This is a genomic window from Streptomyces sp. BB1-1-1 (genome assembly GCF_031597775.1).
In the GTDB taxonomy this organism is placed as follows: Bacteria; Actinomycetota; Actinomycetes; order Streptomycetales; family Streptomycetaceae; genus Streptomyces; species Streptomyces thinghirensis.
This window is the reverse complement of the sequence record NZ_CP134203.1, coordinates 3,603,160-3,618,680: the sequence shown is the minus strand read 5'-3', so window position 1 is coordinate 3,618,680 and position 15,521 is coordinate 3,603,160. Positions and strand designations below refer to the sequence as shown.

The 15,521-nt window shown below is 72.1% G+C and carries 14 protein-coding genes and 1 riboswitch; of the genes, 8 read left to right on the top strand and 6 right to left on the bottom strand.

Features of this window, described 5'->3' with window-relative positions; genetic code table 11:
* Positions 1-257 precede the first annotated feature (257 nt).
* From RI578_RS16595 to RI578_RS16585, 3 genes are read left to right on the top strand one after another with little or no spacing between them, the layout of a single operon-like run.
* Positions 258-2,045: a glycosyltransferase gene (locus tag RI578_RS16595; RefSeq protein ID WP_399063115.1), complete on the top strand. Its 1,788-nt coding sequence runs from the start codon at positions 258-260 to the stop codon at positions 2,043-2,045.
* A gap of 19 nt (positions 2,046-2,064) precedes the next feature.
* Positions 2,065-2,556 carry a hypothetical protein gene (locus RI578_RS16590; protein ID WP_310871800.1) on the top strand — a complete coding sequence of 164 codons (492 nt, stop codon included), beginning with the start codon at positions 2,065-2,067 and terminating at the stop codon, positions 2,554-2,556.
* Complete coding sequence (locus RI578_RS16585; protein ID WP_310871799.1) at positions 2,553-3,701, top strand: glycosyl hydrolase; 1,149 nt, start codon at positions 2,553-2,555, stop codon at positions 3,699-3,701. The genes RI578_RS16590 and RI578_RS16585 overlap by 4 nt, the downstream gene beginning before the upstream one ends.
* 6 nt (positions 3,702-3,707) lie before the next feature.
* Here the strand turns inward: RI578_RS16585 and RI578_RS16580 are convergent, their stop codons facing one another.
* The 3 genes from RI578_RS16580 to RI578_RS16570 all read right to left on the bottom strand — a co-directional run bounded on the left by RI578_RS16580 (position 3,708) and on the right by RI578_RS16570 (position 7,133).
* On the bottom strand, positions 3,708-4,463 hold the full coding sequence (locus RI578_RS16580) for a polysaccharide deacetylase family protein (protein WP_310871798.1): 756 nt from the start codon (positions 4,461-4,463) through the stop codon (positions 3,708-3,710).
* A gap of 245 nt (positions 4,464-4,708) precedes the next feature.
* A complete protein-coding gene (locus RI578_RS16575) occupies positions 4,709-5,971 on the bottom strand; it encodes a glycosyltransferase (protein ID WP_383552298.1) in 1,263 nt (420 codons plus the stop codon).
* A 97-nt stretch (positions 5,972-6,068) separates the two neighbouring features.
* Positions 6,069-7,133 carry a GNAT family N-acetyltransferase gene (locus RI578_RS16570; RefSeq protein WP_399063112.1) on the bottom strand — a complete coding sequence of 355 codons (1,065 nt, stop codon included), beginning with the start codon at positions 7,131-7,133 and terminating at the stop codon, positions 6,069-6,071.
* 287 nt (positions 7,134-7,420) lie between these two features.
* On the opposite strand from RI578_RS16570, the gene RI578_RS16565 reads away from it, so the two are divergent.
* On the top strand, positions 7,421-8,230 hold the full coding sequence (locus RI578_RS16565; RefSeq protein WP_310871795.1) for an HAD family hydrolase: 810 nt from the start codon (positions 7,421-7,423) through the stop codon (positions 8,228-8,230).
* A gap of 66 nt (positions 8,231-8,296) precedes the next feature.
* Here RI578_RS16565 and RI578_RS16560 read toward each other — a convergent pair whose 3' ends face one another.
* Positions 8,297-8,797 carry a transglycosylase SLT domain-containing protein gene (locus tag RI578_RS16560; RefSeq protein ID WP_310871794.1) on the bottom strand — a complete coding sequence of 167 codons (501 nt, stop codon included), beginning with the start codon at positions 8,795-8,797 and terminating at the stop codon, positions 8,297-8,299.
* Positions 8,798-8,802: 5 nt separating this feature from the next.
* Positions 8,803-8,970: riboswitch (cyclic di-AMP (ydaO/yuaA leader) on the bottom strand.
* A 690-nt stretch (positions 8,971-9,660) separates the two neighbouring features.
* Between RI578_RS16560 and RI578_RS16555 the strand changes: the two genes are divergently transcribed.
* From RI578_RS16555 to RI578_RS16540, 4 genes are all read left to right on the top strand, one after another.
* Positions 9,661-10,671 carry a polyprenyl synthetase family protein gene (locus tag RI578_RS16555; protein WP_121748595.1) on the top strand — a complete coding sequence of 337 codons (1,011 nt, stop codon included), beginning with the start codon at positions 9,661-9,663 and terminating at the stop codon, positions 10,669-10,671.
* Between the two features lie 235 nt (positions 10,672-10,906).
* On the top strand, positions 10,907-12,154 hold the full coding sequence (locus tag RI578_RS16550; protein ID WP_310871793.1) for a DUF2092 domain-containing protein: 1,248 nt from the start codon (positions 10,907-10,909) through the stop codon (positions 12,152-12,154).
* A 141-nt stretch (positions 12,155-12,295) separates the two neighbouring features.
* Positions 12,296-13,282 (top strand): ABC transporter ATP-binding protein, encoded by a 987-nt coding sequence (locus tag RI578_RS16545; RefSeq protein WP_310871792.1) that lies wholly within the window; start codon positions 12,296-12,298, stop codon positions 13,280-13,282.
* On the top strand, positions 13,269-14,183 hold the full coding sequence (locus RI578_RS16540) for an ABC transporter permease (protein ID WP_310871791.1): 915 nt from the start codon (positions 13,269-13,271) through the stop codon (positions 14,181-14,183). Before RI578_RS16545 ends, RI578_RS16540 begins: the two co-directional genes overlap by 14 nt.
* A 29-nt stretch (positions 14,184-14,212) precedes the next feature.
* On the opposite strand, the gene RI578_RS16535 is transcribed toward RI578_RS16540, so the two are convergent.
* On the bottom strand, positions 14,213-14,818 hold the full coding sequence (locus tag RI578_RS16535; protein WP_310871790.1) for an NAD(P)H-dependent oxidoreductase: 606 nt from the start codon (positions 14,816-14,818) through the stop codon (positions 14,213-14,215).
* 81 nt (positions 14,819-14,899) lie between these two features.
* Positions 14,900-15,442 carry a DUF6668 family protein gene (locus RI578_RS16530; protein ID WP_310871789.1) on the bottom strand — a complete coding sequence of 181 codons (543 nt, stop codon included), beginning with the start codon at positions 15,440-15,442 and terminating at the stop codon, positions 14,900-14,902.
* Positions 15,443-15,521 lie beyond the last annotated feature (79 nt).

The following is a 15,521-nucleotide window of genomic DNA, read 5'->3' as shown; positions in this document are numbered from 1 at the left end:
CCGCGCCCGGGCAGGAACCCCGGGACGCGTCGAACCGGGACGCGCCGGAAGCAGCCGAGGAGCCCCGCACCTCGCAGGAGCGGCCCCGCGCCTCGCAGGAGTCGGCCACCACGACCTCGGACGAAGCATCCGCCCGGCCGGGCCGGGGGAGTACCGCACGCGCCCACCGCCCCTCTACCCCGGAGCCCTCCGGCTCCGCCGCCGAGCTGCCCGTGACGGATCTGTCCGACCTCGCTCCCGCCGCCTGGCCGACCCGCATGGCCGCCGCCTGGCCTGCCGTGCCCCTCCTCGTCGCCCTGGCCTTGTGGGGCTACGCGATGCGGCACACCGACGTGTCCGCCCTGGACGACTACGGCCTGGTCAGCGCCCTGCACCCCACCTTCTGGGCCGGCCTCGCCGTGCTCACCGCGGGTTTCTGGCTCACGGTCCGCGACCCGCGCCGTCGCAACGGCTGGTCCCTCGCGTACGTCCTGGGCCTGCTGGTGATGGAGCGGGCCACCCAGGCCGTTCTCTACCCGACCCCGCTCTACGCGTGGGCGTGGAAGCACGACGCGGTCATCGACCATCTGCTGACGTCCGGCGGTCTGCAGACCGCGGACCAGCTCGGCGACATGGCCGTCTACGACCAGTGGCCCGGCTTCTTCGCCGCCCAGGCGGCGCTGGTGCGGCTGCTGGGTGTGGACAACGCCGCGATGTACATGGCCTGGTGGCCGTTGGCCTCCAGCGTGCTGCTGCTGCTCCCGCTGCTGCTGATCTACCGGACCTTCACCGAGGACCGGCGGCTGATCTGGACCGCCGTGTGGCTGTTCTGCGTCGCCAACTGGGTGGGCCAGGACTACTTCTCCCCGCAGTCCGTGGCCTTCGTCCTCCACCTGGGCGTCATCGCGGTCGTACTGCGCCGCTACGGCCGCTCCGGCGGACGGGGCGGCCGGCAGGGGCAGGCCGTGTGGACCGTACTGCTCAGCGTGCTGGTCACCGCCATCGTCGTCTCGCACCAGCTGACACCCGGCATGCTCGTCGTCACGCTCGTCGCGCTGGTCTTCACGCGCCGCTACCGCCACTGGGTCCCGGCGGTCACGACGGCCGTGATCTTCCTGGCCTGGTGCCTCACGGCCGCGCTGCCCTTCCTGTCCGCCGCCATGCCGGACATGATCCGCTCCATCGGCGACGTCGGCGCCAACGTCGAGACCGGGTACGGGGCCACCCCCACCGGCACCGGAGCGGTGGCGACCTCCTGGGCGGCCCGGCTGCTTTCGGGTTCCGTGCTCCTGCTCGCGCTGGTGGGTGTACTGCGCCAACGGGTGCTGCGGCACCGGGCGCTGCCGCTGCTGCTGGTCGCCGCCGCGCCGCTGCCGATGTTCGTGGCGAGCAGCTACGGCAGCGAGATGATCTTCCGGGTCCTGATGTTCACGCTGCCCGGCGCGGCCTTCTTCGCCGCCGCCGCGCTGCTGCCCAAGGTCCGCACGCTGGCCGCCGACGCCGCCGCGTGGGAGACGGGCGGACGCTCGCCGGCCACCACGGCCCGACGCCGCCGCCTGCCACTGCCTTCCCTGCCCCCGTTGCGATACGGCGCGTGGGTGCCGCCGCTCGTGCTGCTTGCCGGGACCCTCGCTTTCGTACCGAGCTACTCGGGCAAGGACCGCATCAACTACTTCCCGCCCCGGGAAGTCGCCCTCGTCCAGCAGCTCTTCGACCAGGCGCCCGACGATTCCTTGGTCGTCGCCGCCAACCGGAACTACCCGCTCGCCTACGAGCAGTACTGGAGAGTCGACCACTACTGGTTCCTCGACGACGACCGACGCCACGTCGACGAGATAGTCCGCGACCCGGCCGCCGTCCTGGCCCGCGACATGGCCGCCGTGGAAGCACCGGCACGCGCCTACTTCCTGCTCACCCAGGGGCAGACGGCCAACTCCGAGATGAACGGCCAGTTGGACAAGGCGCAGTTGGCGCGCGTACGGGAGTCCGTGGCGGCGTCACCGAGGTTCGAGCTGATCGCCGAGAACAGTGCCGGCGTGCTCTACGTCCTGAAACCGGCGAGCTGAGAAGGGGAGCGAGTCAGCCATGACACCGCAGGACGCCACGACACCGCAGGACGCCATGACACCGCAGGACCTCGTGATCCGTATGCTGCCCCCGTTCGCCGGCTGGCTGGCGCTCGCCGCGCTCGCCCTGCCCGGCGGCTCACCACTGCGCGGCGCGGCCGTCGCCGCGTTCCTGGCCGTCGGCCCGGGCGCCGCCCTGGTCGGGATCTGCGGCCCCGCGCTGCGGGCCCGCCGTGCCGAAGCCCCCGTCGAGCGCTGGGACCCGAACTTCGAACGCCACTCCGACCTGCTGGAACGGCTGATGCTGGCCGTCCTGCTGAGCGTGAGCGCCGCGATGCTCGTCGCCACGGTACTGATAGCCGCGCACGCCTTCAGCGGGGACCGCGTCCTGCTGACGCTCACCCTGCTGACCACGCTCGCCGCGTTCTGCCCGCGCCTGCGTGCCTCCCCGCCGACGCCCAGCACGGCGCCGGGGACGGCGCCGAGGACACGGAAGGGTTCCACTCTGTGAGGTTCGCCCGTCCCGCTCGCCGCCCGGCCGGAGACTCGACGACGACCGGACAGCACCGCCGGCCCAAGCCCCCCAAGCCCCCCAGAGACCGCAGGGGACCGGGCCGGCGCAGACTGCTGATCACGTCCATCACGGCCACGTGCGCGGTCCTGGTCGCGGTGCTCGCCCTGCGCGACGCCTCCGGCCCCGCCGACCCGGCCGACGACGCGAAGTGCCGCCCGACCGAGCTGCTCGAACCGCCCTGTGGCGCCTGGTTCGGCGCGTTCGTGCCGCACGACAAGTCCGACCTGGCCGAGAAGGTGCACGAGTACGAGAAGAACGTCGGGCGCGGGCTCGACATCGTGTACACGTACCACGACATGTCCGCGGTCACGGAGACCCGTCTGGAAGGCCAGCTCCTCACCGAGCAGGAGCAGCGCGTCGGCGAGGACCGCATGCTGCTGCTCTCCTGGGAGAGCAAGTGGTGGGGCGGCACCAAGCAGCAGCAGCCCACCTGGAAGCAGATAGCCGCCGGCGACCTGGACGACTCCGTGATCGAGGTCCAGGCCCAGCGCATCAAGGAGTACGGGCAGCGCACGGGGAAGAAGGTGTTCCTCTCCTTCGACCTGGAGATGGACACCCGCACCCCGGACAACGGCACACCGGCCGACTACGTGCGGGCCTACCGGCACATCCACGACCGGTTCCGCGAGCTGGGCGTCGACAACGTCGTGTGGACCTGGATCATCACCGGTTACCTGGACCACGCCGACCTGTTCAAGAGCATGTACCCGGGGGACGAGTACGTCGACTGGATCGGCTACAACCAGTACAACTACTACCTCTGCCACAAGACGGATTGGCTCAGCTTCGCCCAGACGCAGCACGCCACCCACGACTGGATCCGCGCCAACCTCTCCGACGACAAGCCCCTGATGCTCTCGGAGTTCGGCAGCGCCTCCGACCCGAAGCGGCCGGACCGGCAGGCGGACTGGTACGCGCAGGTGCCCCGCGTGCTCAAGGAACTGGAGGGCGTCAAGGCCGCCCTCCAGTGGAACTACCGCGACCCGGGACCGAACTGCAATCTGGCCGTGGCCAACGACCGGGCGTGGGCCAGTCTGCGCAAGGTGGTCGCCGACCCCCACCTCAACCAGCCACTCGAGTGACCGAGGTCAGCCGGCGAACTCGGGCCCCCGCACCATGGCACGCCCCCGCCGGTACCACCGCCACGCGACCGTCTTCGGCCCGTCGCGGTAGGGGGCGATCCGGACGCCCCCTCCCGCCAGCCACGCCTCGACGTCGGCGACCGTGTGGCTCCGCCGCACGATGAGCCGGGCGATGCGGTACCGCTCGTCGCGGTCGGAACTGAGCGCGTGCCGCACGGCGGTCGCCGTCTCGTACCCGGCGCGGGCCGACAACGACCGCACCTTCGCGCTGTTGTAGCCGTGCGGGTAGGCGAGGTGGCGGACCGGATGCCCGAGGGCGTCCTCCAGCGTGGCCTTGGACGTGCGCAGTTCGTACGCCAGCCCTTTGGCGGACAGCGTGTCGAGCTGGGCGTGGGTGACGGTGTGGCTGCCGATCTCCATGCCGGAACGTTCCAGCTCCGCCGCCGCGTCCAGGGTCATCATCGGGGCCGGGGGCAGCAGACTGCGACCGCCCGGGGCGATGGCCCCGGTGGTGAGGTAGGCGGTGGCGGGCAGCGCGCGCTCGGCCAGCGCCTCGGCCGTGGGGCCGGGCAGGTCGGCGAAGCCGTCGTCGAAGGTGAGCAGCACCGGCCGGGGCGGCAGGGGCGCCCGCCCGGCGAGGTGGTCGGCGAGCACGCTGATCGTGACCGGCGTCATGCCGCTGTCCACGATCGCGTCCAGATGGGCGGCGAACTCCTTCGGAGTGACGGTGAACTCGGCGATCCACGAGGGCGGATCGTCCATGACGGCGTGGTAGAGGAAGATGGGTATGTGCCCGCCCGGTCCTCCCGGCCCGCCGCTCGGTCCTCCCGGCCCGCCGCTCGGTCCTCCCGGCCCGCCGCCCGGTCGGTCCGGCCCGCCCCGTCCGTCCGGCCCGCCCGCCGCGGGAACGCCTTCCCGCGCCCCGGCCGCCCTCGGAGTCTCCGCCGTCCTCGGGGTCTCCGCCGCTCCCGGAGCCCCGGCCGCCCCCGGAGTCTCGGACGCCTCGCTCATCGCGCCTCCAGTCCGACCGTACGCAGGGCGCGACGGGCCCGCAGATAGCCGACGGGGCCGTACAGCATGCCCCGGCGCTGCAACCGGGACAGGCGCCGCGGCCAGGGATGCGTACGGGAGTCGTGCCCGCCCGGCCCCTCCGCCGCCGCGTCCGCACCCTCACCGGTCGCGCGTACGGCGGTCAGCCCTCGCGCGTGCGCCAGTCCGCCCGGCACCCGGGCGAGGAAGGCCGGCAGCAGCGCGGGCCGGTTCACCAGGATCGCCGTGAGATACGCGGTGAGGCCCGCGCCGTAGCCGTAGGCCTGGGTCTCCAGGTCCCGCCAGGTCTCCCGGTGGTGGTGCCAGACCAGTGCGTGCGGGGTGTAGCGCAGCCGCTGCCCCTGGGCGAGGACGCGGACGAAGCCGTAGAGGTCGTCGCCGCCCCGCGCGCGCGTGCCCGCGCCGGTCGCGGGGTCGAAGCCGCCGACCGCTCGCAACACCTCCGTGCGGAAGGCCATGTTGGCGCCGGAGCCGAACCGGCCCGCGGTGAACGGGAACAGCGGCTCGTCGGCGGGCGGGTGCTCGGGGTCGTACGTCCGCGGGGTGAACCCCTTCGCGAAGCCGCCGTGGCTCTCCAGGAGCACCTGGGCGGGAGTGCGCAGCCGCGCGGGCAGGATCAGCCCCGTGGCGCAGCCCAGACGCGGGTCGGCGGCGAAGGGCGCGGTCAGCTCGGTGAGCCAGCGCGGGTCGGCGACCACGTCGTCGTCGGTGAAGGCGACTACCGCGCCCCGTGCGACCGCGAGACCCCGGTTGTGGGCGATGGCGAGTCCGGGCACCGGTTCGCACACGTACCGCACCCGTTCGCCGTACTTGCGCTCGACCAGCTCCCGGGTCTCCTCGGTCACGGGCGCGTTGTCGACGACGACGATCTCGAAGTCCGGGTGGTCCTGCGCGAGCAGCGAGTCCAGCGCGCGGGCGAGCTGGTCCGCGCGTTCCCGGGTGGCGACCACGACACTGGCGGACGGCGGCCGGGGCAACGGCTCGGGCGGCGCCCCCTGCGGCAGTTTCCGGGCGAGCCCGGACAGCACCTCCGTGGGATCCGCGCCCTCGGGCACCTGTCCGAGCACGGTACCGACGGGCCGGCCCGCCCGTCTGACCAGGACGAACACCGCGCCGGTCGTCACCGGCGGGCTGCCCGGACCGGGTCTCAGCTCCGCCCCCTCGGCGCCCGCGGCCCTCCCCTCTCCCTCGGGGCCGAGATCCAGCTCGGCGACCTGCACCGGCCCGATGCTCAGGAACCCTGCTATCTCCTGCCGTGTCTCTCGCGACGCACGCCGCTCACCGGCCATGCGCCCACCCCCTCGTGGTTGCCCTCCGTCACGACCGGCGCAGCCGGGCCGCGCCCCTCAACGTCCGTACCGCCAGCGACGCCAGCCGGGGCCGGTCGCGCACGAAGCCGTGCGCGCGGCGGGCCGGCTCGCGGCCGAGCCAGTGCAGCGCGGCGCCCGCCCCCACGCGCGTCGCCGCCCCCTCGTACACGGGCAGGTCACCGGTCTTCAGCGCGTCCTTGTACTCCGCCGAACCCCGTCCCATGTCGAGCATGCCGATGCCTTGGCCGGCGGCTGCCTCGGCCATCCGCAGATGCAGGACAAGACCCGGCGAGTACTTGGCGAACTCCGGGTCGTAAGCCGGGAACCAGCACGCCAGGACCGTCGCCGAGCGCAGTCCGAAGTGGGCGGCGACCGGTCGGCCGTCGGCGTAGAGAACGGACAGCGTGCCGGTGCACTCCGGCGCCCGGGTCCTGGCGAGCCGCCCGACGAGCCGCGTGATCCACTCCTGCGCGAACCGGTCCCGGCGTCCCGTCCTGCGGTACTGCGCCGACTTCCACTCCATGAGCGTGCGCAGCGCGGCCGGGTCCCGCTCGTCGAACACGAAACGCACGTCCCCGACCTGACGGCCGAGCCTGCGTTCCTTGGCGAGGGTGGTCTTGAGGAACTTCGGCGACCGGTCGCGCAGCCCGCTCTCGTACGCCTCGTAGCCCTTCTCCACGTCGATGACGTAGGTGGTGTGCTCCTCGGCGGCGTGCGGTACGAACAACCGCTGCTCCGCCTCCAGGTTGTCGAAGGCGAAGCTCGACAGGGAGCAGGCCCGCAGCAGTTCGCGGGTGTCCGGGGTGAGGCCGGGGCGCAGCACCGCGCCCTGGCAGTCCGAGACCCCGAGTCCGATGGCCCGGCCCTGACCCAGCGGTCCGCGCTCGTGCGGCAGGAAACCGGCCGCCTCACCGCCGTCGTACACCACCGCGATCCGTGCCCGCGGCCGCACCCGGCCCACGACGTCGGTGAACTCCGGTTCCATGAACGGATTGCGTGGTGCCGTCGACTTGGCGCGCAGCTCGCGCCAGTGCTCCCGTTCCCCCTCGCCCAGTTCCTCCGGCCTGAGCACACGCACACGTCCGCTGTTCAACCCGACCCCCCGATCAAGTCCCCCCTGGACAAAAGGAAGGTACCCCCGGGTGCCGTCCGGCCGGTAGGTAGCGGACCATGTTGTTGCCAACCGGTGCACAGGCCTTTAACCGGCTTTAGCCGATGATGTGCCAGGTTTCGGACACGAACGTGCGTCCTCGTGCGCACTCGTGCCGTACTCGTGCGGACTCGTGCCGACCTCGCGCCTCCTCGTTCGGAAGCGATCGCGGGTGAGTCGGACAGGTGCGGTGTCCGTATTCTCTGATCATGGACCGCACCGCGTATTCACTCGTCGCCACCGATCTCGACGGCACGCTGCTCCGCGGCGACGACACCGTGTCCGGCCGGTCACTGGCCGCGCTGGCGCGGGTGGCCGGGGCCGGTGCGCGGCATCTGGTGGTGACGGGGCGGCCGGCGCCCCGGGTGCGGCCCCTGCTCGACCGTCTCGGCTGCACGGGGCTCGTGGTGTGCGGCCAGGGCGCCCAGGTGTACGACGCCGGCGCGCACCGGATGCTGTGGTCGGTCACCCTGGACCGGGAGTTGGCCGAGACCGCGCTCGGCAAGATCGAGGCCGAGGTGGGGCAGGTGCACGCGGCGGTCGACCAGGACGGTGTCGACGGCCTGACCCTCATCGAGCCGGGTTACCTGATGCCTCACCCGACGCTGCCCGCGGTGCGGGTCGAGCGGCGCGACGAGCTGTGGAGCGCGCCGATCAGCAAGGTGCTGCTGCGCCATCCCGAGCTGTCCGACGACGAGTTGGCGGCGACGGCGCGCGCGGTGGTCGGTTCCCTCGCCACGGTCACGATGTCGGGTCCGGGGACGGTCGAGCTCCAGCCGTGCGGCATCACCAAGGCCACCGGCCTGGCGCTGGCCGCCGAGCGCCTGGGCGTGAGCCGCCGACGGACGATCGCCTTCGGGGACATGCCCAACGACATCCCCATGTTCGACTGGGCGGCCCACGGTGTCGCGATGGCGGGCGCCCACCCCGAACTCAAGGCGGTGGCCGACGAGGTCACCCTGACGAACGAGGACGACGGCGTGGCCGTCGTCCTCGAACGGATCTTCAGAGCTTCGTGATACGGCGCAGAGCCTGCTATTACGGCGTAGAGCCCGGTGTTAGGGCGCAGAGCCCCGTATTACGGCTCAGTACGCGCCGAAGACGTTGTCCATCGAGCCGTACCGGTCGGCCGCGTAGTTGCAGGCGGCGGTGATGTTGGCGACCGGGTCGTACGGGTCCCAGGAGGTGCCGGGCACGTGGTACGCCTGGAAGGTCGGGTCGATCACCTGGAGCAGGCCCTTGGACGGGGTGCCGTTGATGGCGTTGATGTCCCAGTTGTTGATGGCCAGCGGGTTGCCGGACGACTCCCGCATGATGTTGCGGTGGATGCCCTCGTACGAGCCGGGGATGCCGTGCTGGGCCATGATGTCGAGCGACTCACGGATCCAGCCGTCGAGGTTGTCCGGGTACGTCGTCGCGGCCGTGGTGGCGGTCGCGGCGGCCGTGGTGGCGGCCGGAGTGGCCGCGGAGGCGCTGGTGGCCCCGATGAGCGGCAGGGCGAGCACGGCGGCGCCGGTGCCGGCCACGGCGAGCTTCCGGGCGAGGCGGGCGGTGCGGGCGTGACGGTTATGACCGTTGGCAGACATGCTTGAGTCCCTCTCCTTACGCCTGCGAGGTGAGCTGTCGGGTTCGGGCGGGGAGGTGCCCGGCCGGGCCCTGACGGGCACGGCTTCACCCCTAGCCGCTCCGGTGGTGACCGGTGCGGCGACTTACCTGGGTCCCCCGCTCCTGCCTGCGAGTTTGTTGGCGGATGACTGTGCGTCCGGGCGGTGGCAGGATTCGGCGTCCGCCCGACAGGCCGGGAACGTATGCGAGAGCACATGTCCGAAACAAGTGCAGGAATCACCCAACGCGCCTGTTGACCTTGGTCTGAGGTGTTTGAGGTGCTTGATCCTTTGCGGCTGCCAAGCCTCAACTGGCTTGCGGGGCAAAGGGAGGGCACGGTCGGCGGCAGGGTTGCCTACAGGTGGGGCGAAGTGAGCCAACTCACCCGCCTCAGCAAGGCTGGCAAATCGGGCATTAATGCCAACTCGGAGTCAATCGCCCGTAGGTGGGGAGGGTTTCGGGTTCCGGCCGGCGGTCGGGTGGGTCGGCCGCCGCGCGTCTCTCGTCTCCGACCCCGCCCCGGCCGGTGTTTCCGTGTGCTGTGCGGGCATCCGTTCGGGGCGGGATCGGGGTGACCCGAGCGGGTGACGTATTCGGAGTGCGGGCCGTTGGGAGGGGTGATGTGATCTTCGGTGGCGGGTTCCGGCCCCTGGTGATTGCGATCGATATCTGCTCATATCACCTGATCAAAAACATACTGTGCATGATCCGATACCGACCGGCCTGTAACGGTGGGCGCTAGCGGTGATCGAAAGGTGACCGGATACGCTGACTTGAGTGGTGGCAGCGACCTATCGACAAACCAGGTAATCGCCAGTAGACACCAGCAGACAGGAGACCCCTCGTGACCGTCGTCGGGCCGTTCGGGCTGAGCGTGCGGGACCAGGCTCTGGAAGCCGATGTCCAGGCCGGATTGGTTGCGGTCGAGGAAGGGTTGCTTGAGGCAACCAAAAGCGAGGTTCCGTTCATCACGGAGGCCGCCCAGCATCTGGTGCGGGCCGGCGGCAAGCGTTTCCGGCCACTGCTGGTGATGCTCTCCGCTCAGTTCGGCGACCGGTACGCCCCCGGGATCGTGCCCTCGGCCGTCGTCGTCGAGCTGACCCACCTCGCCACCCTGTACCACGACGACGTGATGGACGAGGCCGCCGTACGGCGCGGCGTGCCCAGCGCCAACACCCGCTGGGACAACTCGGTCGCGGTCCTCACCGGCGACTTCCTCTTCGCCCGCGCCTCACAGATCCTCGCCGACCTCGGTCCCGAGGCGGTCCGCGTGCAGGCCCTGGCGTTCGAACGGCTCGTCACCGGCCAGATCCTGGAGACGGCGGGGCCGCAGGACGGCCGGGACCCGGTCGACCACTACCTGGACGTGCTGGGCGGCAAGACGGGCTCGCTGGTGGCGGTCTCCTGCCGGTTCGGCGCGATGATGTCCGGCGCCGACGAGACGGTCGTGGACGTGCTCACCCAGTACGGCGAGCGGCTCGGCGTCGCCTTCCAGCTCGCGGACGACGTCCTGGACATCGCCTCCGACTCCCACGAGTCGGGGAAGACGCCCGGCACCGACCTGCGTGAGGGCATCCCGACCCTCCCGGTGCTGCGGCTGCGCGAGCGGGCGGCCCGGCTGGGGCTCGCCGAGGACATCGCCCTGTGCGAGCTGCTGGACTCCGACCTGAGCGACGACGCGCGGCACGCGGAGGCGCTGCGGCTGCTGCGCGCCCACCCCGCGCTGGAGCAGGCGCGGCGGGACACCGTGCGGTACGCCAAGGACGCCCGGGCGGCGCTGGCCCCGCTCAAGGAGTGCGAGGCGAAGTCCGCGCTGGTGGAACTGTGCGACGCCGTGGTGCACCGGGCCGGCTGAGCGCCCGGCCGCCTACCCCGCCCCCTACGGGCCGGGGGAGCCGCGACCCCTCCGTGTCATCCCGCAGGAGTAGGCGGAGTTGAGCCCGCGGTCTGACGATTCCGCTTGGCCGATTTGGTCAGATGGACACCACGGAAACACCAATCCTCACCGATTCGGGTGAGAATGGCGGCTCACGGGTGAACGAGCGCGAGATCGTGGGACAGCCGCCGCCGACGACGGAGGTAGGGCACACATGGCACCGATCGATTCCGACGACAACACGACCGCCGGGGAGGGCGAGGAGCTGCGCGCCGGACGGCGCAGGGCCGCGCGGTACGTCGTCCCGGTCGCGGTGATGGGAGTGGCGGCCGCGACGATCGGCCTCGTCCCCGCGCTCGCCGACTCCGGGGACCCCGACCTTCCGAAGGTCACGGCGGAGCAGCTCATAGAGAAGATCGCCAAGTCGGACGTCGAGCAGCTGTCCGGCACGGTCAAGATCAGCACCGACCTGGGCCTACCGGACCTCGGCGGCCTGGAGAGCGGCCTGATGTCCGGTATGTCCGGCGGCCCGGGTTCGGGCGGGGACGAGGGCGGCTCCGCCGCCGACCCCTCGGCCAAGCTCACCGAGCTGGTGTCCGGCACCCACACGCTGCGGGTCGCCGCCGACGGCCCCGACCGGCAGAAGCTGTCGCTGCTGGAGAACGCCGCCGAGTACAGCCTGATCCACGACGGCAAGGACGTCTGGGGCTACGACAGCAAGTCCAACGAGGTCTACCACGCCACCACGTCCGGCAGCGCCGAGCAGCCGGAGAAGGAGGTGCCGGCCACCCCGAAGGACTTCGCCGACCAGGCCCTCAAGGCGGTCGACGACACCACGTCCGTGACCGTCGACGGCACCGCGCAGGTGGCCGGCCGGGACGCGTACCGACTGGTGATCAAGCCCAAGCAGGACGGTTCCACGGTCGGCGCCATCAGCGTCGCGGTGGACGCCGAGACCGGCATGCCGCTGAAGTTCACGCTGACCCCGTCGAGCGGCGGCGCCGCCGTCGTGGACGCGGGCTTCACCAAGGTCAGCTTCGCGAAGCCGGACGCGTCGACGTTCGACTTCACCCCGCCCGAGGGTGCGAAGGTCACCGAGGCCGACGAGGCGGCCGAGGCGCCGGAGCACGGGCGGGAGGCCGAGGGTGGCCTCGCCGAGGAGATGGACGGCCTGAAGGGGACGGACGGCCTCAAGGGGACGGACGGCCCGAAGGTCATCGGCGAGGGCTGGAACTCGATCGCCACCTTCGACACCGGCGGCCAGGGCCTGCCCACGGCCTCCGCGGGCGGCGACCTCGGCGGCTTCCTGGGCTCCTTCGGCGACCAGGTCAAGGGCGACTTCGGCTCCGGCACGGTCTTCAAGACCCGCCTGGTCAACGCCCTGATCACGGACGACGGCAAGGTCTACGCCGGTGCGGTCACCAAGGACGCGCTGGTGAAGGCGGCCGACGCGGCCCAGTAGGCGTCAGGTCAAGGTGGTCAGGCGTCGGGTCGCGTCGGGCGTCAGGCGTCAGGCGTCGGGCGTCAGGCGCCGGGCGCCGGGCCTGGCGTCCGGCGTCGGGCATCAGCACGGAGCAGCTACGACGACGAAGCGAGGGAGCCGATGGCCGAAGCGTCCGCCACGGAAGCGGAGAGTCCGGACCAGGGGGACAGCGCGGATGACGCCGTCATCGCAACCCGGGCGCTCACCAAGCGCTACCGCGGCGGACAGCTCGCCGTCGACGGTCTGGACCTGACCGTCCCGGCGGGCAGCGTCTTCGGCTTCCTCGGCCCGAACGGCTCCGGCAAGACCACCACCATCCGCATGCTGATGGGCCTGATCGAGCCCACCTCGGGCACCGCCCGGGTCCTGGGCCGGCCCATGCCGCGCGCGGCCCGCACCGTACTGCCCCAGGTCGGCGCCCTCATCGAGGGCCCCGCCCTGTACGGCTTCCTCTCCGGACGCGACAACCTCCTGCGCTACGACGCCGCCGACCCGGCCGCCGACCCGCGCACCCGGCGAGAGCGCGTCGGTGCGGCGCTGGACCGGGTGGGCCTCGCGGCCGCCGCCGGCAAGAAGGCGAAGGCGTACTCGCTCGGCATGAAGCAGCGCCTCGGGCTCGCCGCGGCACTGCTCCAGCCGCGCCGCCTGCTCGTCCTGGACGAGCCGACCAACGGGCTCGACCCCCAGGGCATGCGCGAGATCCGCGCGCTCGTGCGGGAACTGGCCTCCGACGGCACCACCGTCTTCCTCTCCTCCCACCTGCTGGACGAGATCGAGCAGGTGTGCACGCACGCCGCCGTGATGGCGCAGGGGCGGCTGATCAGCCAGGGCGCGGTCGCCGACCTCGCGGCCGGGGCGCGCGGCCGGCTGGTGGTGACCACGCCGGACGCGGGGGAGGCGGCCAGGGTGCTGAAGGAGCAGGGGGCCGGGGACGTGGTCGTCGCCGAGGACCGGGTGACGGCGGAGCCACCGGACCGCGACCTCGCCGACCTGAACGCCGCCCTGGTCGCGGCCGGTGTCCGGGTCCGAGGCTTCGGAGTGGAGCGTGCCTCCCTGGAGGACGCGTTCGTGGCGCTCACCGGGGAGGGCTTCGATGTCGCGGGCTGATACGTCGCGGGCCGAGGTGCCGAGCGCGGTGCGCGCCCCGAGTCCGCTGTGGTCCTTCGGGCTGCTCCGCAGCGAACTGCTGATCACCTTCCGGCGCTGGCGCACCCTCGCCCTGCTGGGCGTGCTGGCCGCCGTGCCGGTCCTGGTGGGGATCGCCGTGAAGATCGAGACGAGCGACGGGGCGTCGTTCGGCGGAGGCGGAGGCGGAGGCGGTGGTGGCGGCGGCGCGGGCCCGGCGTTCATCTCGCAGATCAGCAACAACGGCCTGTTCCTGGTCTTCACCGCGCTCGCCGCGACCCTCCCGTTCTTCCTGCCGATGGCCATCGGCGTCGTCGCGGGCGACGCGATCGCGGGCGAGGCGAACGCGGGTACGCTCCGCTACCTCCTGGTCGCCCCGGCCGGCCGCACCCGGCTGCTGCTCACCAAGTACGCCACGGTGATCGCCTTCTGCCTCGCCGCCACCCTGGTGGTCGCGGTCTCGGCGCTCGTGGTCGGGGCGCTGCTGTTCCCGGTCGGTGAACTGACCACCATCTCCGGCACCCGGATCACCTACGCCGAGGGCCTGGGCCGCGCCCTGCTGATCGCCCTGGTCGTGGCCGCCTCGCTCGTCGGTGTCGCGGCCCTCGGCCTGTTCGTCTCGACCCTGACCGGCAGTGGCATCGCGGCGATGGCGACCACGGTGGGGCTGCTGATCACCGTCCAGATCCTCGACCAGATCCCGCAGCTCGACGCGCTCCAGCCGTACTTCTTCTCGCACTACTGGCTGTCCTTCGCCGACCTGATGCGCGAACCGGTCTACTGGGACGACCTGGTGAAGAACCTCGGCCTCCAGGCCCTCTACGCGGCGGTGTTAGGCTCGGCGGCCTGGGCGCGGTTCACGGCGAAGGACATCACCTCGTAGGCACGGGCATCACCTCGTGGGCACGGGCATCACGTCGTGGTGGGCACGGTGTCCGTCTGCTCGTACGGGAAACGGGCGAGCGGCGCCTCCTGCGCGAAGAAGGTCTTGGCGCCCGCCAGCGCCTCGGTGTCCTTCAGGACGTCACCGGGCTTGCTGCCGTTGCCCAGCAGTACTCCGCCGAAACGCATGCCCATGTAGGCCGCCGAGTTGCTCAGGCTGCCGATCAGCGGGTCGGCGACCTCCTGCTCCTGGTGCGCGAGCGCGGTGACGCCCCACAGGGTGCGGCCGGCCAGGGTCGCCTTGAAGTCGAGGCCGGGGGTGCGCAGCCAGCCGGACCAGTAGTCGAGGTAGCGCTTGACCGGGGCGGACAGCGAGTACCAGTACAGCGGTGAGGCGATCACGATGTCCGTGGCGGCGAGAGTGGCGTCGAGCAGCAGGCCCGCGCTCCCCTCGGTGGGGCGGACGTGGTCGCTGTCGTGCCGCAGGTCCTCGAAATCGGGCAGCGGGTGCTCGGCCAGGTCGATCCACCGCTGCTCGACGTCCGTGGGCAGTTGTTCGGCGGCGCGGCGGGCGAGCAGTTCGGTGTTGCCGCCGGGTCGGCTGCTGCCGAGCAGGAAGAGGTAGTGGCGGGTCATGAGAGGTCCCCCTGGATGGTTGCCGTGCGCGGATACCAGCACATGCATTATATGCACACGCAAGCATCGTGTGCGAGCGGCTCAGCGCACCCGCCCGGTGCGGCGGACCAGGGGGCCGGTGCCCCGTGGCGGGCTTCCGTCCGTCTCGCCGAGGCGCCAGGCAGGGACCCACGGAACGCGATGGACGTCCACGGCCGCTTCGAGCAGCTTCACGCGCTGGGCGAGTGGCCGGGGCAGCCGCCCGGGCGCGTCCGCGACGAGGACGACGGAGTCGAGGTCGAGCCCCGCCGGAGCCTGCCCGTGCCGGAAGGCCGCCACGGCACGGTGGACCGCCGCCAGCCCGGCCGCGTGCGTACGGGCGACGAGCAGCACCGACGGCGGGTCGCCCGGGCCGGGCCAGCCGCGCCCGCAGTCCTGGCCGCCGTACACGGCGGCGAGCGTCGAGACGCCGGCGCCGCCGTGCGCGCCGACCCAGGAGAAACGCCGTGGGACGGGCGGCTCCGAGTACGGGGGCGCCGGGACGGGCTGTCCTGGGACGGGTGGTGGCGGGGCGGGTGGCGTCGGGGTGGGCGGCTCCGGCAGGGCCACCGGTCCGCGGATCCAGATCTCCGGTCCCTCTCGCATGCCTGTCCGCCTGCCCGGTCCCCTCCCGTGTCACGCCCCCCGGGTGCCCGCCCGTATCGACCCGCCGATACGGGCGTGA